Below are 23,663 nucleotides of genomic sequence, written 5' to 3'. Positions count from 1 at the left end.
TCTCAAATCGCTTCGACGGTCAGTTCGGAATCCGTTGCGGAGGTGACCCGCACCCGGGCGCCGGGCGGCAGGTCGGGGCCGGACACCCGCCACAGCGTGTCGCCGAGCTGAATGCGCCCGCGGCCTTCGCGGATGGGCTCGGTTAGCGTCGCGGTGCGTCCGATCAGCTGTTCGCCGCGAAGGTTGAGCAGCGGCTGGTCGCTTTCGGCGTTCGTGCCGCCCATCAATCTGTTGCCGGCGTAAGCCGAGACCAGCGCCAGTGCGAGGAAGGCGATGACCTGCACTTGCCAGATCCAGAAGCCGGCATCCCAGATCACCAGCGATATCGCGCCGATGATCAGCGCGGCGACGCCGATCCACAGCAGGAAGACGCCGGGAACCAGGATTTCCATGGCGAGCAGCGCGAAGCCCAGAACCATCCAGTTCCATGGCCCAAGTTCCGCAAAGATGGTTTCGAGCATTGCCGGTCACTCCCCACCTGAACTGGTCAACCCTGATCGGGCCGCACGACCGGCGGCCGCGCCGCCTGGCGCTGCGCGCCCGCGGTGCCTTCGTTACGGAAGACCTCCTGCGCTATGGCGCCGATGCCGCCCAGCGAGCCGATCAGCGAAGCGGCCTCGATCGGCAGCAGCACGACCTTGCTGTTGTTTGCCGAGCCGATCTTGGCCATTGCCTCGGTGTATTTGAGCGCGACGAAATAGTTGAGCGCCTGCACGTCGCCCTTGGCGATTGCCTCGGAGACGACCTGGGTGGCGCGCGCTTCGGCTTCGGCCGAACGCTCGCGTGCCTCGGCGTCGCGGAAGGCTGCTTCCTTGCGGCCCTCGGCTTCCAGCACCTGCGCCTGCTTCAAGCCTTCGGCCTCGAGGATCTGGGCGCGCTTAGTGCGCTCGGCCATCATCTGCCGGGCCATGGAATCGACCAGATTGGCCGGCGGGTTGATATCCTTGATCTCGACGCGGGTCATCTTGATGCCCCACGGGCTCGCCGCCTCGTCGACGATGCGCAGCAGGCGGTCGTTGATCGTGTCGCGGTTGGACAGCAACTCGTCCAGATCCATCGAACCCATGACCGAGCGGATATTGGTCATGGTGAGATTGAGGATCGCGTTCTGGAGGTTCGTTATCTGATAGGCCGCCTGAGGCGCGTTGAGTACCTGGAAGAAGGCCACGCCGTCGACGGCGACGATGGCGTTGTCGCGCGTGATGACCTCTTGGGTCGGCACGTCCAGAACCTGCTCCATCATGTTCATCTTGGCGCCGATGCGGTCGATGAACGGGATGATCAGGTTGAGGCCGGGCGTCAGCGTCTTCGTGTAGCGCCCGAAACGCTCGACCGTATAGTTGTAGCCCTGGCCGACCGTCTTGATGCCGGTGAACAGCACAAGCAGGACGAGGATAACGAGGACCGGAATGATGATGTCGAGGCCGGTGAACGGCATGAAGCTTCCCCCTTTATTGCCCGGCCCGGCCTTCGCAACAGCGCAGGGCCATCGTCCCGCAAACATCTAAGCGGGAAATTGCGCGGTTACAATCGCGCTGCCGTCAATTGTTGGTTGAATCGCGCTAGGCGGCACTCAAATCCAGCCGGACAACTCGCGGCGCACCAAGCCCTCGATCACGGCCATCCCCTCCGCGCTGTCGTTGAGGCAGGGGATGTGGGCGAAGCTGGCCCCGCCGGCGTGGAGGAAAATCTCGCGCGCTTCCACCGCGATCTCTTCCAGCGTCTCGATGCAATCCGACGAAAAACCGGGATTAACGATCGCTATCGACTTCACGCTTTCCTGCGCGAGCCTTTCCACCGTCTTGTCGGTGTAAGGCTGCAGCCATTCCTGCGAGCCGAAGCGCGACTGGAAGGTGGTGATCAGCTTTTCTTCTCCCCAGCCCAGCCGCTCGCGCACCAGCCGCGTCGTCTCGAGGCAGTGCCAATAATAGGGATCGCCCTTGTCGGAATAGGGTTTCGGGATGCCGTGATAGGAGGCGATGACCACCTCCGGCTGGAAATCAAGAGAGGCGAGGTGGGTTTCGATCGATCGCGCGATCGCGTCGACATAGACCGGGTCGTCATAATAGGCCGGCACACTGCGGATAGCCGGCTGACGGCGCATCTTCGCCAGCGCGGCAAACAGCTTGTCGTTCGCGGTCGCAGTCGTCGTTGCCGAGTATTGCGGATAGAGTGGCAGGATCAGCAGGCGGTCGCAGCCCTGCGCCACCAGCCGCTGCGCCACGCTTTCAGTGGACGGGTTGCCGTAGCGCATGGCCCAGTCGACGACGATTTCCGGCTCGCCGCGCAAGGCCTCGGCGAGCTTCTCGCTCTGCGCCCGCGTGTAGGTGCGGAGCGGAGATTCATCGCGTTCCCGGTTCCAGATCTTGCGGTAGTTCGCGCCGGATTTTTGCGGCCTCGTGTTCAAAACGATGCCGTAGAGGATCGGGTACCAGGCGATGCGCGGCAGCTCGATCACGCGCGGGTCGGAGAGGAACTCCCGCAGATAGCGCCACATGGAGCCGAAATCAGTGCCGTCCGGCGTGCCGAGATTGACCAACATGACGCCGATCTTCTGCGATTTCAGCGCCGTACCGCCGGCCGGAGGGGAGCGGCCTGCCTCGGCTTTCGTTGTCTTGCTGGTTTTCGCGGCATCCATTCGGCGCACTCCGGTAACGGCCGGGAAACTATCCGTACGCTCCTGGAATACAATGGAGCGTCTGGCCGCACCTCGCCACGAAAAAAGCCCGCCCGGATGGCTCCGGACGGGCGCTTTCTTATCGGGCGTAAACCTTCAGCTTGCCGGCGGCACCTTCAGCGTCGCGCCGACCGGGAGCTTCAAGGGCGTATATTCCGGATTGGCGTCGGCGATCGCCTTCCACTTGAAACCGTCACCATAGATTTTCTCGGCGATGTCCCAATAATTGTCGCCGGCAACGACCACATGGCTGTCCGGAACGGCTCCGGCCGCCGGCTGGGCAGCGGGCTCCGTGGTGGTCGCCGGGGCAGCGGCCACTTCCGGTTGGGCAGGCTTTGCCGCCGGCGCCTCCGTGGTTTGCGGCGTATCGACCGTCGGCGCTGCTGCGGCGATTTCGCCCGAGGCCGCAGGCAGGTCCGGCATCTTGATTTCGGCTTCCGGCGCCGGAGCAGGTTCGGCGGCGGCGACCGCCGGGGCCGGCTCTGCCGCCGGCGCTGCTTCGGCCGGCGCGGCTGCTACTGCAGCCCCAACCTCGGTGATGCGGCCCTCGAGCTTCGGCGTATAGGGCCGGTTCGCGGTCAGGTAATCGGCAACGACCTGTTCGAGGCTCGGACCGAAATCATAGGGGTTCTGCGCATTCTCGGCGAACAGCTTGTAGCCGTCGCCGCCGCCGCGCACGAAGTTGTTGGTGGCGACGGTGTAGACCTTTTCAGGCTCGATCGCCTTCCAGGCGCCGCCCTCCATGACTTCGACCGACTTGATGCGGCCTTCGTTCGGCTTGACCGATTTGTCGAAGGAATATTTCAGTCCGCCGACCTGCGGGAACTTGCCTTTGCCTTCCTCGATCTCGCTCACGCCGCCTTCCAGCGACGCCACGATGTCCTTGCCGGTCAGCTGGAAGGTCGCCAGCGTGTTCTGGAACGGCAGCACGGTCAGCACTTCGCCCATGGTAACCGTGCCGCCATCGATGGAAGCGCGGATGCCGCCACCGTTCTGGATCGCGATCGTCACGCCCTGATCCTTGACGCGGTCGAGGATCGCGTCGGTGATCAGATTGCCCATCTCGCATTCCTTGGCGCGGCAGGTCTCGCGGCTGCCGTCGATCGGGGCTGTCGTTTCCGAGACTTCCTTGTTCTTCAGCTCCTCGATCGGTGCGCCAAGTTCCTTGATGCGGGCAAGAACCGTTTCATCCGGCTTGATCGACTTGTCGAGATAGAGCGGATCGCCCTTGGCCTCCTTGACGACGCCATTGTCGTCGAAGGTCACCATGAATTCGCCGAGATATTTCGAGTAGGACGCAGCCTGCGTTACCGGAACCTTGTAGCCCTCGGGATTGTCGATCATCGTCGGGTAGGGACCCTCTGCCTTGGCGTCGGTGTTCGAAAGCAGCGAGTGCGAATGCCCGCCGACCACCACGTCGACGCCTGGAATTTTCGCGATCATCTCCTTCTCGCGGGGATAACCGATATGCGTCAGCGCGATGATCTTGTTGACGCCCTGGCCCTTCAGCTTCTCGACCTCGGCAGTGATCGTCTTGATGTCTTCCTCGATGGCGATGTTGGGTCCGGGCGAGGCGAGTTCGGGCGTGTCGTTGGTGACGGCGCCGATGATGCCGATCTTCTGGCCGCCGACATCGAGCACGATCGACGGCTTGATGCGGTCGCCGACCTTCGACTGCGCGTTGGCCTTTACGTTGGCGGAGAGCACGGGAAACTTGATCACGTCGAGGAACGGCGCCAGTGCATCTTCGCCATCGTCGAACTCATGGTTGCCGACGGTCATGGCGTCGAACTTCATCAGGTTCAGGAACTCGGCTTCCACCGCGCCCTTGAAGGTCGTGTAGAACAGCGATCCCTGGAAATTGTCGCCGCCATTGAGCAGCAGCACATTCTGGCCTTCGAGCGCCTTGCGCCGGTCTGCGATTGCCGTGACGAGGCGGGCCGCGCCGCCGATGCATTCGCCCTTGCCTTCCTCTTCGGCCGAGCAGGTCGATTCGAATTTGTTGTTGGATTCGATGCGGCTGTGCCAGTCGTTGATGTGCAGGATGTTCAATGTGTAGTCGGCAAACGATGCGCCCGCCGACATTGCGAATGCCGATGCGGACAGGGCGGCTATGGCGGCGATCTTCTTCATCTTTGTCGTCTCCCCGAGTGATCCCTTCGGAGCGCTTTGCGCGACTCCTGACCGCCCATGCGAGACGGTCCCCGATCCATGTTCACATTGCGGTTTGACGGATGCAAGAGGAATCCCGGCCCCGAACCGGCCTCTTCAGGGCTTCATGCGCTGTAGTTGCGCTCATCGGAAATGACCTTGCCGTCATTGGCGAGCGAGCCGGGCGCCGCCAGGAGGACCGCGCCGCCAAGTTTTGTCACCTCGCGCAGCGAAGCCTCGACCGCGGCGAGATCGGGCGCAGCGCCGCCCGCCGCCTCGACATGCAGAACCATCGCGTCGCGGTCGCCATCGCGGACGACGACTAGGCGCGCCTTGGCTATTTCGGGATGCCGCTTGACCACCGTCGCGATCTGGGCCGGATCGACGAACATCCCCTTGACCTTGGTGCGCTGGTCGGCGCGGCCCATCCAGCCCTTGATGCGGGCGTTGGTGCGGCCGCAGGGCGACGTGCCCGGGAGGATCGCCGAGAGGTCGCCGGTTCCGAGCCGCACCAGCGGATAGCCGTCGTTGAAGCCGGTGACGACGATCTCGCCAACCTCGCCCTCGGCGACAGGATCGCCGGTGCCAGGGCGGACGATCTCGACGATCAGCTTCTCGTTGAGGATCATGCCTGGATTGGGCGAGCCGTCGCTGGCTGCGCTTTCATAGGCGATGACGCCGAACTCGGCCGTCGCATAGCATTGCAGCACGTCGATGCCGCGCGCCTTGTATTCGGCCCTCAGCGACGGAAACAGCGCCCCTCCCGAAACCAACGCCAGCTTGAAAGAGGACAGGTCCTTGCCGGTTTCGGTGGCGCGGTCGAGCATGACCTTCAGGAAATCCGGCGTGCCGCAATAGACCGAGGGCTTCAGCGCAGCCGCCGCGTCGACTTGCAAGTCGGTGTTGCCGGTTCCTGCCGGGAACACCGTGCAGCCCAGCGCGCGCGCTCCGGCATCAAGGATAAAACCGCCCGGCGTCATGTGGTAGGCGAAGGCGTTGTGAACGATGTCTCCGGCGCGGATGCCGGCGGCGAAAAAGGCGCGGGCGGTCGCCGTGGCCACATCGTCGCCGAGCTCCGGCTCCCACAGCGGGCCGGGCGACAAGAACACGCGGTTTGCCCGCAGGGCGGCCGGGTCGGCGAAGCCGCCGAAGGGCGGATCGGCCTGCTGGAACTCCAGCAGTTCGGATTTCCTGAGCACCGGGAGCCGGGCAAGGGCAGTGCGATCGGTTATCGCATCCGGATCGACACCCGCGAGCCAGCGCGCAAGGCCGGGTGCTGCCGAAACCGCCTTGCGCAGAAAGCCGGGAAGCGCCGCAAACAGCGCCGCTTCGCGTTCGGCGGGGTCTCGGGTTTCGAGGTGGTCGAAATGGAGGGCCATTAGCTCCGTCCGTTGCCAGTTGTCGTTATCGCAGCAGCCTTATCCAGCGCGCAAGGTTGATCAAAGATATCAGTGCGCCCGCGAGATAGGTAAACGCGGCGGCGCGCAGCACGCTTCGAATGGCCGGCATGTGGGCAGCGTCGACATAGCGGCCATCCTCCAGAATAGGCAGCGCCTTGGAGAAGCTGGCGTCCGTCTCGACGGGCAATGTGACAAGGTTGACGAGAACACGAACTGCCAGCAGAGCTATGCCAATTCCGAGCACTGCAAAGAAGGCCACGGGTGTTCGCGCAAGGGCGGCCAGCACTGGAGCCGCTATGAAAAACACGCCGGCAATCCGATCAGTGATAGCGGTAAACTTGGCAAGGCGTTGGCGCAACGCCAACAGGCGCTCGCCGCGCGCATCCTGAAGCGCATGCGAAACTTCGTGCGCCGCAATCGCAACGGCGGACAGAGAGCGGCCGTCATGATGCTTGGCCAGCAGCCTCACCGCCTTGGCATCCGGATCGTAGTGGTCGCCGCGATCCGTCGTTTCAACTTTGACGTCGGCGAGGTCGAAGCGGTCGAGAAGGTGGCGTGCAAGTTCCGCGCCCGTGCCCTGCAGATCGGGACGGTCGATCCCGTGCCGGTCTATAGTGAACCGCACCCAGACCTGCGGAAGCACGAGGACGCAAATAAGGGCGAAAAGAATGACGATCGCCATTCCCTGCGGCCTCCAGCGCCGCCCTTCTCAGCCGACGTTCGGGCGTCTCGTCAGCACGAATTGCTGGCCGGTCGAACTCGTGCAGTTGAGCTGGGTGGGAGCGGCCAGCGCGCAGTTGACGCTGCTGGTCGTCTGGCGAATCAGCGATTTGACGCTGATCGCGACCGTTCGATCGTCCACCATCTGATAGCTGCCGTCGGCCAGCTTGTTGCCGGTGTCGAGAGCCGTCGTCTGGAATACCCCACCCGAGAAGCGCGATACAGCGACGCCGTCGGTGCTCAGCCATTCGCCTTCCACGCCGGACGCGGCGGCCAGCGGGCCTCCACCGGGGCCGCCACCGGTCATGCAGCCAACCAGGCCCGCCGACATCGCGGCGAGCGCAGCCGCGGAAAACAGTTTGCGCGCTATCGTCATGTTCATCCTCTCCTCAGTCCGCATGCGTAGCAATCGCCCGATTTCTGGGCGATTGCAAGAAGCCGCGATGAAAGTCCCCTAGGTCTACGACCTAGCGAACCAGTATGTTGCGGAACTGCCAGGGGTCCTTCGTGTCGAGGTCTTCCGCGAACAGTCCCGGGCGGCCCTCCAGCGGCGTCCAGTCGGTGTAATAGCCCCTGACCGGCCCGAGATAGGGCGATTGCACCTCCAGGCAGCGCCGGTAGTCCATCTCGTCGGCCTCGACGATGCCTGCCTGCGGGTTTTCCAGCGCCCAGACCATGCCGGCCAGCACCGCCGAAGTCACCTGCAGGCCGGTTGCGTTCTGGTAGGGCGCCAGCTTGCGCGCCTCGGCAAGCGAGAGCTGCGAGCCGTACCAGTAGGCGTTCTTCGCGTGGCCGTAGAGCAGCACGCCGAGTTCGTCCACGCCGTCGACAAGTTCGTCCTCGTCGAGCACGTGATGAACCGGCTGCGCGTTGCCGCCCGACCCGAACATCTCGTGCAGCGACAGTATGGCGTCGTTGCAGGGATGATAAGCGTAGTGACAGGTCGGACGGTAGGAGACCTTGTCCTTCTTGTCGCGCAGGGTGAAGAAATCGGCGATCGAGATCGCCTCATTGTGAGTGACGAGAAAGCCGTATTGCGGCCCGGGCGTCGGGCACCAGGTCCGCACCCGCGTGTTGGCGCCCGGCTGTTCGAGGAAGATCGCGGCCTTCGAACCCTTTTTCTGCTTGCGGGCGTTTTTCGGCATCCATTTCTCGTGCGTGCCCCAGCCGAGTTCGGCCGGCTGCAGCCCCTCGGAAATGAAGCCCTCGACCGACCAGGTGTTCCAGAACACGTTCATCGGCTTGGGGTTCTTGGTGCGCTGCGTATCGCGCTCGGCGATGTGGATGCCCTTCACGCCGGCGTCCTTCATCAGCCGCGCCCAGCCTTCCCGGTCGCCTTCCGCCGGCTCGGCGAATTCGAGCCCGAGGTCGTTGGCGAGATTGACCAGCGCCTGCTTGACGAACCACGACACCATGCCGGGGTTGGCGCCGCAGCAGGAGATGGCGGTGGCGCCGCCGGGATTCTTGCGGATTTCCTCGCGTACGGTTTCGCGCAGCGCATAGTTGGTGCGCGAAGCGTTGTCGGCCTTGGTATCGAAATAGAAGCCGAGCCAGGGTTCGACGACAGTGTCGATATAGAGCACGCCGAGCTTGCGGCAGAGCTTCATGAGTTCGAGCGAGGAGGTGTCGACCGAAAGGTTGACGCAAAAACCCTGGCCGCCGCCCGCGGTCAGAAGCGGCGTCAGCAGCTTCTTGTAGTTCTTCTTCGTCACCGCCTCCTGCAGGAAGGCGATGCCACGTTCGTCGAGCAGCTTGCGGTCGTCGTCGCGCGGATCGATGACGGTCACGCGGGATTTGTCGAATTTGAAATGGCGCTCGATGAGGGGAAGCGTACCGCGGCCGATCGACCCGAAGCCGATCATCACCACCGGGCCGGTTATTTCACCGTGGACGGGCCATTTTTCTTTCGCCATTCTTTAGACACTCCTGGTTCGCGCGTTATGCGTGCATCTCGACGGGTGGTCGAGTTGAAGACCATAGTTCCTCGTCACAATAAAGAGAAAACCACCAAGCTGGTTAGCGCTGAGCCAAGCCCAGCATGACTGCCAGCAGCCGGTCGCGGTCGGCGGTCAGCCCCTTGTAGTCGAGCTGCGCCTCGTCAAGCGCGGCAAGCTGATCGGCGAAGGAAGAGGCGAGCCGCTGCCGGTCCGGGTGCTTTTCGAGCACCGATAGCGGATCGAGATGGATGCCGATGGTGAACAGGATGTCGCCGGACACGGGCAGCTTGCGCAGGGTCTGGCGCTCGACACGGATGAAGGCCTGCGCTGCAATCTCGCCAGTTGAAAATCGCGACGGCCGGTTCGTCGCCCGGTCGACGCGCTCCTGGTGTGAGAATGGCAGGTAAAGATCGTTGCCGGCCTGCAGCGACCAGTTCCAGCGCAGCACCGCCTGGCCCTGAAGGCTGTCGAACATCCGGCTTATCAGATCGGCGTTGCGGGTGCCGCCGCCGAAACCCGGCACCGGCGCGTGGATTTCATGCAGCGGCCGCCCGAATTTTTCGACCAGCGACCAGGATGACGGAAAACACAGCGCCCCCGCCGCCAGCCGCCAGCCGTCCTCGCCCCTGCGCATCAGGATCAGGTCTTCCTGGACGAGCAGCGATGCTGTGAGGAGTGGCGGAGCGTCTGTCGCGTCATCGCCGTTTTGCGCCTTATCATTCCGCGCCTCGCCACCAACCTCCGCAGAATGTGATCCGGCCGAGGCCTTCAACCGCCCAAGCAGTTGCGTATCGTGCCGGGCCAGATGCGCCTCGATGAGATCGAGCACTTCGCGTTGCGCTACCCGCGTATCCAGGTCCTCGACGAAAACCTTGTCGGGAACCGTCGCGTAGAGCCGGCGCTTCTCGGCCAGATACATGTCCAGGTCGTCGCCGACCTCGATCCATTCGGCGAGGTCGAGCGGCTTCAGGCCGATGGTGAACGGCTTTGACGAGCCGTCATAGGGGGTGTGTCTCGGGGCTGCGCTCAAGATAGTCCAATCCGGATGATCGGGTCTGCAATAGCCGGTAGTTCAAGGCTGCTGCAAGAAAACGCGACTAGGCCAGTCGTACCCTGATCAGCCCACGCAGCGAATTGCCGACGAAGAGCGCCTTCGTGCGGCGCAGATCGTCCTCGGTCAGCGCCGCCTCCCTGGCCCTGCCGCCTTCCAGCAACTCGCCGCGCAGCACGCCGGGCAGCAGCCCGCATCGCAACGACGGCGTCAGCAGGACACCATCGCCCCTGTCGGCAAAGAGATTGGTGATCGTGCCTTCGCAGACCTGCCCATGCTGGTTGAGCAGGATCACCTCGTCCGCCTCCCCGCGCGAAAATTCCACGCGCGCCGCATCATAGACGGCGCGCTGTGTCGTCTTGTGGCGCAGCAGCGGATCGTTCGCGTCCAATCGGGTTTCGGCAATTTTGAGCGTCCAGAAGGCGTCCGGCGCGAGCGGCGCGTATGCCAGGGTCGTAACCTCCGCCTTACCGTCTTGCGCCAGCGTCAAGCGGACGCGCAGCGGCGCGTCGCCACCCACGGCGTCTCGCAGCGCACGATCGATCCCGGCCGGCGACAGTTCGAAGCCAAGCTCCCGCGCAGATGTGGCAAGCCGCGCCATGTGCCGCTCCAGCCGCACGAAGCCACGGGCCGGCTCCCAGCGCAGTGTCTCGATCAGCTCGAAGTCGGAACCGTTCCCGTCGCGAACCGGGCCTTCAGGAGACATTCCGCATACTCCTCCTCGGCGGTGGAATCGAACACTATGCCGCCGCCGATATTGTAGACGGCTTCGCCGCCCGGAAAGAGCGAGATGGTGCGGATCGCCACCGAGAACCGCATCGTGCCGTCCGGCGCGATCCAGCCGATGGCGCCGCAATAGACGTCGCGCGGCTTGCCCTCCAGCGCATGCAGGATCTCCATGGCGCGAATTTTTGGCGCGCCCGTGATCGACCCGCATGGAAACAGCGCGGCGAAGATTTGGGCAATAGTCAAATCGGGCAAAAGCTTCGCGCGCACCCGGCTCACCATCTGGTGCACGGTCGGGTAGGTCTCGATGCGGAAAAGCTCTGGTACGTCGAGCGTGCCAACCTCGCTGATCAGCGAGATATCGTTGCGCAGCAGGTCGACGATCATCCGGTTCTCGGCCTGGTTCTTCGGGTCGTTGCGCAGGAACTCCCGTTGCGCCTCGTCCTCCTCCCTGGTCGCGCCGCGCGGGGCGGTGCCCTTCATCGGGTGCGTCTCGATCCAGCCTTCGCGGTCGATCTCGAAGAACAGTTCCGGCGAGCGCGACAGCACCGTTGGCTCGCCGAGATCAACCAGGGCTCCATATTTCACCGGCTGGCGCGCGGTCAGCGCGTCGAAGGCCGACAGCGCCTCGCCCGACCACTGCGCGTTGACCGGAAAAGTCAGATTGGCCTGGTAGCAGTCGCCCTCGCGCAGATGCCGGTGCAGCCGCGCGAAGCGCGGCTCGTAGTCGCCGAACGACCAGCTTGCCCGCGCGTCGAAGATCGGTCCGTTGGTATCCGGCGGCCGCAAGGCGGGCAGGGGCGTCTCGGAAGGCCCGTCGAAGACGCCCAGGCAAAACAGCGGCGCGCGCCGCCCTTCAGGCAGAAGCGGCCTGAGCTTCGGCTCGAACAGATAGCCTGCTTCGTAGGAGAAATAGCCGGCAAGCCACTTTCCCGATTCATGGGCGGCCTGTGCTGCGTCCAGCGCCGGAAAGAAGCTCTCCGCCGTGTCGGGGGCGATGATTTCGTGCGGCCGGTCGAACAGAAGCTCGCTGCCGGCGGGGTCGTTGCGGAAAAGGACGAATGGTGAAGTGGGCATATTCGTCAACTCGCGGGAGCCGCGTCTGCCCGCCTCACTCCAGCGCTTCCAGTTCGTCGATCAGGTCGCCGATAACGCCGAGGCCGATCTGCCAGAAGGCGGGGTCGGAGGCGTCGAGCCCGAACGGAGCCAGGATTTCGGAATGATGCTTGGTTCCGCCGGCCCGCAGCATGTCGAAATACTTCTCCTGAAAGCCGCGCTCGGCATTCTGGTAGACGGCGTAGAGCGAGTTCACCAGGCAGTCGCCGAACGCATAGGCATAGACGTAGAACGGCGAGTGGATGAAATGCGGGATGTAGGTCCAGAAGGTCTCGTAACCCTCTCGCAGCCTGATCGCCGGGCCCAGGCTGTCGGCCTGCACCTCCAGCCAGAACTGGCCGAGCCGGTCCGAGGTCAGCTCGCCGTTGCGGCGCTCGGTGTGCACCTTGCGTTCGAACTCGTAGAAGGCGATCTGGCGCACCACCGTGTTGATCATGTCCTCGACCTTCTGGGCGAGCATGGCCTTGCGCTCGCGCCGGTCGGTGGTGTTGTCGAGCAGCGAGCGGAAGGTCAGCATCTCGCCGAACACCGAGGCGGTTTCGGCTAGCGTCAGCGGCGTCGAGGCCATCAGCGCGCCCTGGCCGCCGGCCAGCACCTGGTGCACGCCGTGGCCGAGTTCGTGCGCCAGCGTCATCACGTCGCGCGGCTTGCCCATGTAGTTCAGGAGCACGTAGGGATGGGCCGACGGCACCGTCGGGTGCGCGAAGGCGCCTGGGGCCTTTCCGGGCCGCACCGGCGCGTCGATCCAGCGGCGGTCGAAGAAGGTCCGCGCAATGTCGGCCATGTCCGGCGAAAAGCGGTGATAGGCCGACAGAACCGTGTTTTTTGCTTCGTCCCATCCGATCGTCGCCTGCGGTGTCTCGGGCAGCGGCGCATTGCGGTCCCAGTGGTTCATCGCATCCATGCCGAGCCAGCGCGCCTTCATCGCATAGTAGCGGTGCGAAAGCCGCGGATAGGCCTCGCGAACGGCGGATGCCAGCGCGTCCACGACGCTGCGCTCGACGCGGTTGGCGAGATGCCGCGAGTCGGCGATGTCCTCGAAGCCGCGCCAGCGGTCGGAGATTTCCTTGTCCTTGGACAGTGTGTTGGTGATCAGCGTGAAGGTGCGCAGATTCTCCTTGAAGGTCTTCGCCAGGGCCTCGGCGGCCGCGCGGCGCACCTCGCCGTCGGCGTCCTGCAGCTTGTTCAGCGTCGGCTCCAGCGTCAGCTCTTCGCCGCCGACCTCGAAGCGCAGGTCAGTCATCGTCTCGTCGAACAGGCGGTTCCAGGCGCCGCGCCCGGTTATCGATTTTTCATGGAACAATTGCTCGATGCGGTCCTCGAGCTGGTAGGGTTTGTCCTTCCTGAGGTCCAGCACCCACGGCCGGTAATGGCCGAACGCCGGGTCGGTTTCGAGTGCGCTCGAAATCAGCTCGTCGGCGATGAGGTTCAGTTCGAGCGCGAAGAACAACAGGTGCGCGCTGGCGTCGGTCATCTTCTCCTGCACATCGCCGTAGAGCTTGGCGCGCTGCGGGTCGGCCGTGTTGCCGGCATAGATCAGCCCCGCATAGGAGGCGATCTTGCCGATCAGCTCCTCGATCGCCTCGTATTGCTGCAGCGCTTCGCCCAGCCGGCCGGCGCCGCCCCTGCCGGCCTCCTCGGCCAGCGTGCCCTTCCAGCGCCGCTCGAAGCCAACCGCCTCGAGAGCCGCCCTGGCGAGATCGCTCTTCAGTTCGGGCGCGTCCATGCCTGGATAGAGGTCGCCGAGATCCCATTCCGGCAGGTCGCCGAGAATCGAAAGTGTCTGGCTCGCAGCCATGGCAGCGACCTTTCCGCCGGGATTCAGATCCATCGTGACAACCTTCCGATTCGACAACCGCCCGTGCAGGCTAAAGACTTCATTCACCGGCTTTTTTGAAGGCTTATTTAGAACCCTGTGCCAGGATGATCCAGACGGCAATTAGGCCGTATAGAATATGTCATGGCAGCCTGCATCCTCATAGTCGACGACGATCCTGTACAGCGCCGGCTGCTCGAAGCCGCGGTGACCAAATTCGGTCATGCCGCTATTGTCGCCGATGGCGGCGAGGCGGCCCTCAAGGTGCTCGACGGACCGGAGGCGCGCCCTGTCGCCGTCGTCATACTCGACCTCTCAATGCCGGGCATGGACGGCATCGGCGTGCTCAAGGCGCTGGCCGAGCGCGGCATCCAGCTTCCGGTCATCGTCCAGACGGCGCAGGGCGGGATCGAAACCGTGGTGCTGGCGATGCGCAACGGCGCATTCGATTTCGTGGTCAAGCCGGCCTCGCCGGAGCGGCTGCGCACGGCCATCGATAACGCGCTCAAGGTGGAAGCGCGCGGGATGGAGGCAAAGCGCTCCTCCAAACGCGGCGGCGGCGGCACGCTTTCGTTCAAGGACATCGTCACCCGAAGCCCGGCCATGGACCGGGTGCTGCGCCTGGCGCAGAAGGCCGCCGCCTCTAACATACCGATCCTCATCGAGGGCGAATCGGGCGTCGGCAAGGAACTTGTCGCGCGGGCCATCCAGGGTTCGGGCGACCGTCGCGGCAAGCCCTTCGTCACGGTCAATTGCGGCGCCATCCCGGACAACCTTGTCGAAAGCATCCTGTTTGGCCACGAGAAGGGTTCGTTCACCGGCGCGACCGAGAAGCACACCGGAAAATTCGTCGAGGCGCATACGGGAACGCTGTTTCTCGACGAGATCGGCGATCTGCCGCTCGACGTCCAGGTAAAGCTCCTGCGCGCCGTGCAGGATGGCGAGGTCGATCCGGTCGGCGGGCGCTCGACCGTCAAGGTCAATATCCGCCTGATCTCGGCCACCCACCGCAACCTCCTGCAGCAGGTGAAGGACGGAAAGTTCCGCGAGGACCTGTTCTACCGACTGAACGTCTATCCGATCTTCGTCCCGCCGCTGCGCGACCGCCGCGACGACATCCCTCATCTGGTGCGCCATTTCATGTCGCGCATCGCGCCCGCCGAAACCCGCGGCCGCATCACCGATATTTCCGCGCGAGCGTTGTCGATGCTCGAAGCCTATGACTGGCCGGGCAACATCAGGCAGCTCGAAAACGCGATCTTCCGGGCGACGGTGCTCTGCGAAGGCGACACGCTCACGGAGGAAGAATTTCCGCAGATAAGGGCGCAAGTCGAGGGGACGGTCAATTTGGACCGCGGCGAGCCCGAACCCGCTACCGCCCCGCCAGAGGCCCAGCGCGCTCCAACTGAAGACAGGACCACGCCGTTGCGGCCGGCGCCAGCGGAAATACGGTTCGGCATCCTCAAGGCGCTCGACGAGCGCGGCAATGTCCGCTCGCTGGCGGAGGTCGAACTCGAGATGATCAAGATGGCCATCGATCACTACAGCGGCCAGATGAGCGAAGTGGCGCGCAGGCTGGGGATCGGCCGTTCAACCCTTTACCGAAAACTGAAGGAGCACGGCATCGACCCCGAAACGGGACGTGCCGAAAAGCTCGCTTCCTGACCTGCTATGGCCAGGACCTATCCTAATAGATCCTGACCTTAGGATCCTCGTTGTCGGCCCAATCCATCCGAATCGCCTGACGATCGACCGTCAGCGCGCCGTCATTCCACCATCGACCCGGTAGTTCATGCCGGTCAGCCACTTCCCGCGATCCGACGCGAGCAACGCGACGACCTCCGCGATGTCGTCAGTGGTGCCAATGCGACCGAGCGGCACATACCGGAGCCACTCATCGCTCGAAATCCCTGGGAACGACTTTCGCATCTCGTCGGCGCTCGGCGTCGAGATGGGACCGGGCGACACGACGTTCACGCGGACGCCGCTCGGCGCGAGTTCGACGGCGAGCGTGCGCGAGTAGAAGTCGAGCGCCGCCTTCGCGACGCCGTAGTGCGCAGTGGGACCGAACGGCATAGTCGCAGCCGTCGACGAGATGTTCACGACCGCAGCGGCTTTCGACGCGCGGAGCGCCGGCAGGAGCGCGTTCGTGAGGCGGATAGAGGCGAAGAGGTTGAGATCGATGGCGTCTTGCCACTCCTCGTCGGGAATCGTCGGCGAGCCTTCCGGAAACATGCGCGTACCGCCCGCACCGCCCGCATTGTTGACAAGGATGTCGAGGCCGCCGAGCGCCGCGAGCGCCTCTGCGGCGATCGCCTTCACCCCTTCGCTCGTACTGACGTCGCCGGCGATGAATGTCGCCGTCGCGGGTGTGAAGTCGCTGCGCGAGCGCGCCGCGACCACGACCTTGGCGCCGCCATCGAGAAGGCGCTGCGCGATCGCCGCACCGATGCCGCGCGTGCCGCCAGTGACGAGGGCACGGCGGCCGATGAACTCCTTCGAGAGATCGAGCTTGCTGGGCATGATGTTCCTTTGGGTTTACATAACGGAGCAGTGATCCGTATATATGGAGCACCGCTCCGATTGTCAACGGAGCAGCGTGACCTGCTGAACTTTCATCGTGTTGGCCGGCCTCTCTGTATCCCTCATCGCCAATGAGTGATCTAATGGAGCGCCGCTCCATATACGCGGAGCATTGATCCAATTGCCAAAGAGAGCCTATGCGAGCCGACGCCAGGAAGAACTACAGCCACCTGCTCGCGGTCGCGCGTGATGTCATAACCGAGCACGGTGCTGACGCATCGCTGCGCGATATCGCTCGCAGAGCTGATGTCGGGCTGGGCACTCTGTATCGTCACTTTCCCACGCGGGAGGCGCTGCTTGAGGCGTTGCTCCGCGCGACCCTCGACGAACTAACGCAAAGGGCAGGCAAGCTCGAAACGTCGAGTTCACCTGATGAAGCTCTCGTATCGTGGTTTCGCGAGGCGGTTGCATTCACGCATAGTTATAGCGGCATTGTAGATTTGATGGCGGCCGCCATCGCGGACCCGGATTCCGCTCTTCATGCTTCATGCACCACCGTGCGTTCGGCAGGCGCGCGACTGCTTCTCCGTGCTCAGGCCGAGGGAATGGCGCGAGCCGATATTGATGGGACCGACCTGTTCGCCCTGATCGGGGCGCTCGGCTGGGTTGGCGACCAACCCTCGTTCGCACCGCGCGCCGATCATCTCGTTGACGTCATCTCCAGTGCGATCCTGACAGATCGGGATGAATAACGGAGCGCCGCGCCAAACCGATCCGAATTTGTGGCTTCACGCGCTGCCGGCTACCTCAACCAGCCATCCCCTCACGCGATCCGGATCACGAAACTGTCGTTCGTCTTCTAGATGTAGGCTCAATAGCCCGGCATTTTTGCGGCGGTGATCCGGTTAGGACGAAGCTCGCGCCAGCGCGCAGATCTCCTCGGCGACTTCCGTCATGTCGTTGTTGAGCTGGTGGTCGCGGCCGTCAAGTCTCCGAACATGAGCCTGTGGGATTGCTCTCGCGTACAGGTCGAAATGAACCGCGGGGGTCGTGTCGTCATCGGTGCCCTGGAAGAGATAGACCGGCGTTGCCGGAGGCAGTCGCGCGCCCGCATCGTCCATCGGCGCGACGTCGTTGCTGAGCCAGCCGCCCTCGCCGACAAAGGGTGGCGCGATCAACAAGATGGCGGATAGCTTGTGCGCGGTCGGCAACTCGGCAAGGACATTGATCAGGACCGTGCCGCCAATCGAATGGCCGACGACGATTGCGCCGTCATCAAGTCCGGCGATCTCCTCCACAAGCGCAGGCTTCCAGGCGGCGTAACTGGGATCGGCTTCATCGGGCATGCGCGGGTAGAGGATCGAATAGCCGGGACCCAGCTCGCGCGCGAGGCTCGCGACAAGCTTGTCATCCCAATCGTCGTGAGTGCCCTCGCCGCCGCCTTGCACGAACAAAACCTGCTTCGTCATGCCGGGTATTTGGCTGGCCTTGGGCGCCTTGTCGGCCATGTGTTCACGCCTCTTCGCCGACGCGCCGCCCGCTGCGCCACCTGGTGGCATACGGCAGCGCGAACAGGTACAGACCGCTGAGCATGAGCAAGGGGAGCGGGATCAGCGGCATGAGGTACACCCAGTAAGCGGGCTCCACACCTACGCCCAAGCTGATAAAGATCGCGGCGACGACCGTCGTAAAAATGATCGACAGCCAGCGATGGATCTGCCGAATCCACATGTTCCAATTCAATGGGACCTCCTTTGAAGACGAGCAGAAGCGGATCGGGCGATCCGCTTGGCCGTGGCATTCTTTGCGACCGTCGTTGAGTTGATGGACGCCGTGTCGGCCATCGCGTTCACTCCGCTGACCGACGAGGATACTTGATCTTGGGGTGTGGACTCAATCGCCCTGCACCTTGCAAAGGGGACGGGTGTTGCCCGGCCAGCACCGCGTAAGCTTCATTCCATAGGATGCCGTTTACCATGAACTTCGATCGATATTTTTGCCGGGATATCGCCATGGTCTTACCGCATTTCGACTTCAATAAGCTGTGATTAACCATTAGGATCGATATTCGGACGCAACTTTTCCGCGTCCGGGCTTCAAATCCGGGGACAAATGGCAGCCTGCAAGGCCTTTTGATTTGAACAGAATCGAGCGACACACGAACCGGCGACTCGAAACGACCGGCTTGCCGAAATGGCTTGCGGCTTTCATCCTCGCCCTCAGCTTCCTCTTGATGGCAACGCCCGTCGCCAGCGCTGAAACGCGGACGCTCAAGCTCTACTTCATCCATACCAAGGAAAAGGCCGAGATCACCTTCAAGCGCAACGGGCGCTACGATCAGTCCGGCCTCAAGAAGATCAACAGGTTCCTGCGCGACTGGCGCCGCAACGAACCGACCAGGATGGACCCCCGCCTGCTCGACCTAGTCTGGGAGACCTACAAGTCTGTCGGAGCGCGCGACTACATCCACGTCGTGTCCGCGTATCGCTCGCCGGCCACAAATTCAATGCTTCGCAGCCGGAGCAAGGGCGTCGCCAACAAGAGCCAGCACATGCTGGGCAAGGCGATGGATTTCTACATCCCCGGCGTCGGCCTGAAACAACTGCGCAACACCGCCCTCAGGGCGCAGGGCGGCGGCGTCGGCTATTATCCGCGTTCGGGTTCGCCCTTCGTGCATCTGGATGTCGGTAATGTGCGCCATTGGCCGCGCATGAGCCGTGGCGAGCTCGCCTCCGTCTTCCCGAACGGCAAGACGTTGCACGTGCCGACCGACGGCAAGCCGCTGCCCGGCTTCGAGACGGCGCTCGCTTCCTACAAGGCGCGCAGCAAGAGCGGGGCCACCGCCCTGGCGCTCGCCAGTTCCAACTCCAGCAGCGGCAGGCGCACCAATCTCTTTGCGGCCATTTTCGGCGGCGGCGCCGACGAGGAAGAAGAGAGCAGCGGCGAAGTCGCCGTCGTTGCGGCCGCAAGCTCGAGGGCCGAAAAGCCCCAAGCCGCCAGCAAGGCCGTGGCCGAACAGCCGCAGCCGCAGCAGCAGGACGCCAACAAGCAACTGCCCGGCATCCAAATTGTCCCGCCCGATCAGGCGCAGCGCGCCGAAATTCCCCAGGTCGCCGAGGCAGGGGAGCCGCGCGAAGAGACGCCCGAAACCATCATCGCCGCGCTGCCGGCCCGCAGCGTCCCGGTTCCGGCCCTTGCGCCGCGTCCTGAGGCCGAGGTCGGCCCGACCGTCGCGGCGTTGGCGCAAGCTGAGCAGGTTCCGTTCGGAGCAGCCGAACAGCCCCTGCCGGACGAACTGCTCGCCGAGAAGGCTGAGCTTGCGCTTGGCATTCCGCTGCCGACGCGCCGTCCGGACTACGCTCCGCCGGCTGTGCTCGCGACTGCCAGCGCGACCGATCCGATCCTGCTGGCCATGGCGGCGGCCGATGAGGGCCCGATGAGCGCCACCGACGCATTCGCGCCGCTGCCGTCCAGCCGTCCAAGCGATGCCGACGCCGTATTCGATCTCGCCGCGGTTCCGCCCGCGCGTCCCGAGCCCGCCAGCACAGGAGCGGTCGAGACCGATCCGAAAGCCGCCTTGGAGGCCGTCATAAAATCCAATGGCGAACGGGTTGCTGCGCTCGCCACGACAGTGACGCCGCGCGCGGCGGTCGCCGGACGTCCGGCCGGGACCGATCCCGCCTCCGCGATGGATTCCGGCGTCAAGACGACGCGCAAGGCCTCGCGGCCGAGCGCCCGCGACACCAAGCCCGATCCGAAACCGGTTGTGGTGGCCGCGCAGCCGCAGGCCGCGCGCTGGGTGCTGCACGGTGACTATGTCACCACGGCCGGGCAGAACACGACCGCTCCGTCATTCGCCTACAACATCGTGCGCACCGCCCCGCGCGCCGTCTATACCGCCGGCTTCCAGCAGGACGACCAGACGGCCGACGCCAACCGCTTCTCCGGCAAGGCCGTAGAATTCCTGTCGGTGGCGCGCTTCCAGTAGCGGCAACGCAAGCTGCAAAAAAAGCGCCGGAGACCGGCGCTTTTTTGTTGGCCTGTTTGCAGGTGTTCAGCGCGCCCGCAGCGTCGCGGCTTCCCGCGCCAAAGCCTCGATGGCGTCCCATTGGCCGGCTTTCACCAGATCGTCGGGTGCGACCCAGGAGCCGCCGACGCAGATCACGTTCGGCAGGCCGAGATAGTCGTTCGCGTTCTTGGCCGTCACCCCGCCCGTCGGGCAGAACTTTATGCCGCCGAAGGGCGAGGCCAGCGATTTCAGGAACGCGGCGCCGCCGGCCTGCTCGGCCGGGAAGAATTTCAGGAAGTCGAGGCCGGCTTCGCGCGCCGTCATGATTTCGCCCGGCGTGATCGCTCCGGGCAGCAGCGGCGTCTCGCTGTCGGCCGCCGCAGCCAGCAATTCGCGCGTCACGCCCGGGCTGACGATGAATTTCGAGCCGGCCGCGGCCGCGTCCTCGAACTGGCGGGCATCAAGGATCGTGCCGGACCCGACGATGGCCTCCTCGACCTCGCCCGCGGCCCTGCGTATGCATTCCAGCGCGTCGGCGGTCCGCAGGGTGATCTCGATGACGCGCAGGCCGCCTCGGGCGAGCGCGCGCGCAAGGGGGACCGCATCCGCCACCCTGTCGATCTTCAGCACCGGAATCACCGGCTGGCCATCGAGGAGCGACAGGAGTTTTTCGGTCTTGCTGGGCATGAGCGTCTCTCGGCGGTTGGGATTTCAGCCGATTAGCAGAAGCCTCCGGCCAAGTCCACGAAGGCGCTCCGATCAGCGTCGCCCGAGGAAGCCGGACAGCTTGGCTGCAAGGCTGCTCCAGAAGGGCGTTTTAATCGGCCGGACCGCTGGCGCTTTCGTCGGAATCGCCGTCGCAGGAAACGCTTTCCTGACCGGTCTTTTCGCGATCCCGGCTGCTGGATTTCTTTTCTCCGGCAAGGGCTCCCCGGATTCAGCCCGGAAGCGGTGGTAAGCCGCCGCTATCTTCACATGATAGCCGTGCCGCCGGAATTGGGGTCCGTTGTAGCCGCGGGCGAAAGCCTCCCAGTCGCAGCGCCGGATCGCAGCCGCAAGCCCGGCCTTGTCGATATAGCGCGCCATCAGCCGGACCTGGCCGGCGATGCCGCCCCTCGCTTCCGCAACGAGCGCGTCGACATCGGCATAACCCAGCCATGCCCAATGCGCGCCCATGACCTGGCCGACGCCCCAGGACACGCTTTCATTGGCCGCCTTGGCGTCGATCGCGCAGGCTCTGGCGAGAAGCGACCATCGGCCGGCTTGCGTCCCCGGATTGGCAACCGCGCCGGCGGCCGGCGAGGCGAGCCCCTCCGCCCGCGCCCGCATCCGGTTCGCCGCCGAAAGCCGCCGGTCGAAATAGTGGCCCTCGAAACGGATCAGCGGTTCGGGTCTGCCGCCGACAATGGCGCGTCCCTTGCCGCCGCTTTCCACTTCGGCGATCGCCAGCAGCGCTTCCGGCTCAAGTTCGAGGTCGTTGGCGATGGCGATGATTTCGAGCCTGGTTTCAGCAGTGAACATACGCGGTGTCCTTTGGTTTGGCTTCAATCCGCCTGATTTTCGCCGAGCACGTGCGCGTGTGAACACTTTGTGCGGCGTTGCGCTCGTGCGCCAAAGCCAAATCGCTGATTTCATACGAATAAATCCGTGCCTTGAATTACCCGTACCGGAGATTTATCCACACCCATGGACACTTCGCCTGCAACTACCGGCTTCCGCGTCGCCGCCCTCTACCGGTTCTGCCGGCTTGAGCGATACGAGGAACTGCGCGCGCCGCTCGCCGCTTTCTGCTGCGGCCGCGGCATCAAGGGCACGCTGCTGCTTGCCTCGGAAGGCATCAACGGCACCGTGGCGGGCAGGGAACAGGCGATCGCCGAACTCCTCGCGTGGCTGGAGGCGATGCCCGAACTCGCCGGGCTCGAAGTGAAATACAGCGCTGCGGCCGAAATGCCGTTCCACCGCATGAAAGTCAGGCTGAAGCGCGAGATCGTCACCATGGGCGTCGAGGGTATCGACCCGCGGCACGGGGCAGGGGCCTATGTCGCGCCCGCCGAGTGGAACGCGCTGATCGCCGATCCCGAGACGATCGTCATCGACACGCGCAACGATTACGAAGTGTCGATCGGAACTTTTCAAGGCGCGGTCGATCCTCAGACGAAGAGCTTTCGCGAGTTTCCTCAATGGGTTGCCAGCCATCGCGACCAGCTCGAAGGCCGCAAGATAGCCATGTTCTGCACCGGCGGCATACGCTGCGAGAAGGCCACCGCCTATGTGAAATCGCTCGGCCTCGACGATGTTTTTCACCTCAAGGGTGGTATCCTGAAATACCTCGAAGAGGTTCCGGCGGAGGAGAGCCTCTGGCAAGGCGAGTGCTTCGTCTTCGACGAGCGCGTTTCGGTTTCGCATGGGCTGGCGGAAGGGCAGTCGGAACTCTGCCGCGCCTGCCGCCATCCGCTGACCGCCGAGGAATGTCTCTCGCCGAAATTCATCGCCGGCGTCTCCTGTCCGCATTGTTACGACCAGCGTTCCGACGAGGACCGCGCCCGCTATGCCGAGCGCCAGCGCCAGGTGGAAATTGCCGAGAAGCGCGGCGTTCGGCACATAGGCAGTTGAGGGGCGGTCGCACGCCGCGTCATTGTAATGTCGCGTTCTGCTGCCTACTTCCGCCGCACCGGAAACCGGCCCGGACATGCGCCGGAAATCTCTTTGCTGGAGGCCTTGATGTTCGATCCCAAGAAGCTGCTCGACGATCTGCTCGGCTCGAAAGTTCCGGGTACGGAATCCACCGTCCGCGACCATGCCGGCAGGGCGACGCAAATGGCCAAGGACAATCCGCTGGCGGCCGGCGCGCTGGTGGCGGTGCTGCTCGGCACGGGTACAGGCCGCGCGGTGACGGGATCGGCACTCAAGCTCGGCGGCCTCGCGGCGATCGGCGGGCTCGCCTACAAAGCCTATCAGAACTACCAGAAGGGCAAGCAGCCCGCGGAAGCGGCCGCCGAACCCGAACTGCTGCCGCCGCCCGAGGATACGAGCTTCCATCCCTCGCAGGCGCCGCAGGGCGAGCAGGAATTCGCCCTCACACTGGTGCGCGCCATGATCGCGGCGGCGAAATCCGATGGCCATATCGATGACGAAGAGCGCAAGAAAATCGCCGACAAGCTAAGCCTGTCGGGCATCGGCAGCGAGGCCGAGCAGTTCCTGCTCGCCGAACTCGATGCGCCGCTCGACCTCGACGCGCTGGTGGAAGCCGCCAAGACGGACGCGCAGAAGGTCGAGATCTACACCGCCTCGCGCCTCGCGATCGATCCGGATTCGCGCGCGGAACGCGGCTATCTCGACATGCTTGCCGGCCGCATGAAGCTCCCGGACGCGCTGGTCGACCATGTCGAAGCCACTGTTACAGCGGTGAGCGAAACTCCGGCCAAGCCAGCGACCGGAGCCATCTGGGGTGCATGATTCGGCGTTAACTTTTCGTTAACCGATCAAGCGCATCATTTTAGACAGTCGGACCGGCTTCTCCTCCTCCCAAGCTCGGTT

The 23,663-nt window shown here is 64.2% G+C and carries 22 protein-coding genes; 5 read left to right on the top strand and 17 right to left on the bottom strand.

Annotated elements, in window-relative coordinates; all coding sequences use genetic code 11:
* Window positions 1–2: 2 nt before the first annotated feature.
* The 12 genes from ACG873_RS19265 to ACG873_RS19210 all read right to left on the bottom strand — a co-directional run bounded on the left by ACG873_RS19265 (window position 3) and on the right by ACG873_RS19210 (window position 13,609).
* Window positions 3–461 carry an NfeD family protein gene (locus ACG873_RS19265; RefSeq protein WP_394886780.1) on the bottom strand — a complete coding sequence of 153 codons (459 nt, stop codon included), beginning with the start codon at window positions 459–461 and terminating at the stop codon, window positions 3–5.
* Window positions 462–487: 26 nt separating this feature from the next.
* On the bottom strand, window positions 488–1,438 hold the full coding sequence (locus ACG873_RS19260; RefSeq protein ID WP_394886778.1) for an SPFH domain-containing protein: 951 nt from the start codon (window positions 1,436–1,438) through the stop codon (window positions 488–490).
* Between the two features lie 135 nt (window positions 1,439–1,573).
* Window positions 1,574–2,638 (bottom strand): ferrochelatase, encoded by a 1,065-nt coding sequence (hemH, locus tag ACG873_RS19255; protein ID WP_394886776.1) that lies wholly within the window; start codon window positions 2,636–2,638, stop codon window positions 1,574–1,576.
* Window positions 2,639–2,773: 135 nt separating this feature from the next.
* Window positions 2,774–4,810, bottom strand: a complete 2,037-nt coding sequence (locus ACG873_RS19250; RefSeq protein ID WP_394886774.1) for a 5'-nucleotidase C-terminal domain-containing protein — start codon at window positions 4,808–4,810, stop codon at window positions 2,774–2,776.
* A gap of 143 nt (window positions 4,811–4,953) precedes the next feature.
* Entirely contained in the window at window positions 4,954–6,207 is a 1,254-nt protein-coding gene (locus tag ACG873_RS19245; protein ID WP_394886773.1) for a phenylacetate--CoA ligase family protein, read from the bottom strand.
* Window positions 6,208–6,232: 25 nt separating this feature from the next.
* On the bottom strand, window positions 6,233–6,910 hold the full coding sequence (locus ACG873_RS19240) for a zinc metallopeptidase (RefSeq protein WP_394886772.1): 678 nt from the start codon (window positions 6,908–6,910) through the stop codon (window positions 6,233–6,235).
* Between the two features lie 27 nt (window positions 6,911–6,937).
* Window positions 6,938–7,324 carry a hypothetical protein gene (locus tag ACG873_RS19235; RefSeq protein ID WP_394886771.1) on the bottom strand — a complete coding sequence of 129 codons (387 nt, stop codon included), beginning with the start codon at window positions 7,322–7,324 and terminating at the stop codon, window positions 6,938–6,940.
* 91 nt (window positions 7,325–7,415) lie between these two features.
* Window positions 7,416–8,861: a homospermidine synthase gene (locus tag ACG873_RS19230; RefSeq protein ID WP_394886769.1), complete on the bottom strand. Its 1,446-nt coding sequence runs from the start codon at window positions 8,859–8,861 to the stop codon at window positions 7,416–7,418.
* Window positions 8,862–8,964: 103 nt separating this feature from the next.
* The gene (locus ACG873_RS19225) at window positions 8,965–9,915 is read right to left on the bottom strand and encodes a heme-dependent oxidative N-demethylase family protein (RefSeq protein ID WP_394886768.1); all 951 of its coding nucleotides are present in this window, start codon (window positions 9,913–9,915) and stop codon (window positions 8,965–8,967) included.
* A gap of 67 nt (window positions 9,916–9,982) precedes the next feature.
* Complete coding sequence (locus tag ACG873_RS19220; protein WP_394886767.1) at window positions 9,983–10,642, bottom strand: aminotransferase class IV family protein; 660 nt, start codon at window positions 10,640–10,642, stop codon at window positions 9,983–9,985.
* A complete protein-coding gene (locus tag ACG873_RS19215; RefSeq protein ID WP_394886765.1) occupies window positions 10,591–11,748 on the bottom strand; it encodes an aminodeoxychorismate synthase component I in 1,158 nt (385 codons plus the stop codon). The genes ACG873_RS19220 and ACG873_RS19215 overlap by 52 nt, the downstream gene beginning before the upstream one ends.
* Before the next feature lie 25 nt (window positions 11,749–11,773).
* The gene (locus ACG873_RS19210; protein WP_394886764.1) at window positions 11,774–13,609 is read right to left on the bottom strand and encodes a M3 family oligoendopeptidase; all 1,836 of its coding nucleotides are present in this window, start codon (window positions 13,607–13,609) and stop codon (window positions 11,774–11,776) included.
* A 129-nt stretch (window positions 13,610–13,738) separates the two neighbouring features.
* On the opposite strand from ACG873_RS19210, the gene ACG873_RS19205 reads away from it, so the two are divergent.
* Window positions 13,739–15,259: a sigma-54-dependent transcriptional regulator gene (locus ACG873_RS19205; protein WP_394886762.1), complete on the top strand. Its 1,521-nt coding sequence runs from the start codon at window positions 13,739–13,741 to the stop codon at window positions 15,257–15,259.
* A gap of 90 nt (window positions 15,260–15,349) precedes the next feature.
* Here ACG873_RS19205 and ACG873_RS19200 read toward each other — a convergent pair whose 3' ends face one another.
* Window positions 15,350–16,117 carry an oxidoreductase gene (locus tag ACG873_RS19200; RefSeq protein ID WP_394886761.1) on the bottom strand — a complete coding sequence of 256 codons (768 nt, stop codon included), beginning with the start codon at window positions 16,115–16,117 and terminating at the stop codon, window positions 15,350–15,352.
* 197 nt (window positions 16,118–16,314) lie between these two features.
* On the opposite strand from ACG873_RS19200, the gene ACG873_RS19195 reads away from it, so the two are divergent.
* On the top strand, window positions 16,315–16,869 hold the full coding sequence (locus ACG873_RS19195; protein ID WP_394886759.1) for a TetR/AcrR family transcriptional regulator: 555 nt from the start codon (window positions 16,315–16,317) through the stop codon (window positions 16,867–16,869).
* Between the two features lie 153 nt (window positions 16,870–17,022).
* Here the strand turns inward: ACG873_RS19195 and ACG873_RS19190 are convergent, their stop codons facing one another.
* Together ACG873_RS19190 and ACG873_RS19185 are read right to left on the bottom strand one after the other, a co-directional pair.
* Window positions 17,023–17,625 (bottom strand): alpha/beta fold hydrolase, encoded by a 603-nt coding sequence (locus ACG873_RS19190; protein ID WP_394886758.1) that lies wholly within the window; start codon window positions 17,623–17,625, stop codon window positions 17,023–17,025.
* 4 nt (window positions 17,626–17,629) lie between these two features.
* Entirely contained in the window at window positions 17,630–17,860 is a 231-nt protein-coding gene (locus tag ACG873_RS19185; RefSeq protein WP_394886756.1) for a hypothetical protein, read from the bottom strand.
* Between the two features lie 490 nt (window positions 17,861–18,350).
* On the opposite strand from ACG873_RS19185, the gene ACG873_RS19180 reads away from it, so the two are divergent.
* Entirely contained in the window at window positions 18,351–20,105 is a 1,755-nt protein-coding gene (locus ACG873_RS19180; protein WP_394893613.1) for a DUF882 domain-containing protein, read from the top strand.
* A gap of 66 nt (window positions 20,106–20,171) precedes the next feature.
* On the opposite strand, the gene ACG873_RS19175 is transcribed toward ACG873_RS19180, so the two are convergent.
* Both ACG873_RS19175 and ACG873_RS19170 read right to left on the bottom strand, forming a co-directional pair.
* Window positions 20,172–20,813 carry a 2-dehydro-3-deoxy-phosphogluconate aldolase gene (locus ACG873_RS19175; RefSeq protein WP_394886754.1) on the bottom strand — a complete coding sequence of 214 codons (642 nt, stop codon included), beginning with the start codon at window positions 20,811–20,813 and terminating at the stop codon, window positions 20,172–20,174.
* Window positions 20,814–20,885: 72 nt separating this feature from the next.
* Window positions 20,886–21,647 (bottom strand): N-acetylmuramidase family protein, encoded by a 762-nt coding sequence (locus ACG873_RS19170; RefSeq protein WP_394886752.1) that lies wholly within the window; start codon window positions 21,645–21,647, stop codon window positions 20,886–20,888.
* 165 nt (window positions 21,648–21,812) lie between these two features.
* On the opposite strand from ACG873_RS19170, the gene ACG873_RS19165 reads away from it, so the two are divergent.
* Together ACG873_RS19165 and ACG873_RS19160 are read left to right on the top strand one after the other, a co-directional pair.
* Window positions 21,813–22,739, top strand: a complete 927-nt coding sequence (locus tag ACG873_RS19165) for a rhodanese-related sulfurtransferase (RefSeq protein WP_394886751.1) — start codon at window positions 21,813–21,815, stop codon at window positions 22,737–22,739.
* Window positions 22,740–22,847: 108 nt separating this feature from the next.
* Window positions 22,848–23,582 (top strand): tellurite resistance TerB family protein, encoded by a 735-nt coding sequence (locus ACG873_RS19160; protein WP_394886749.1) that lies wholly within the window; start codon window positions 22,848–22,850, stop codon window positions 23,580–23,582.
* The last annotated feature ends 81 nt before the right edge of the window (window positions 23,583–23,663 follow it).

The organism is Allomesorhizobium aridi (assembly GCF_043769475.1).
In the GTDB taxonomy this organism is placed as follows: domain Bacteria; phylum Pseudomonadota; class Alphaproteobacteria; order Rhizobiales; family Rhizobiaceae; genus Allomesorhizobium.
This window is presented reverse-complemented; position numbering and strand designations above follow the sequence as displayed.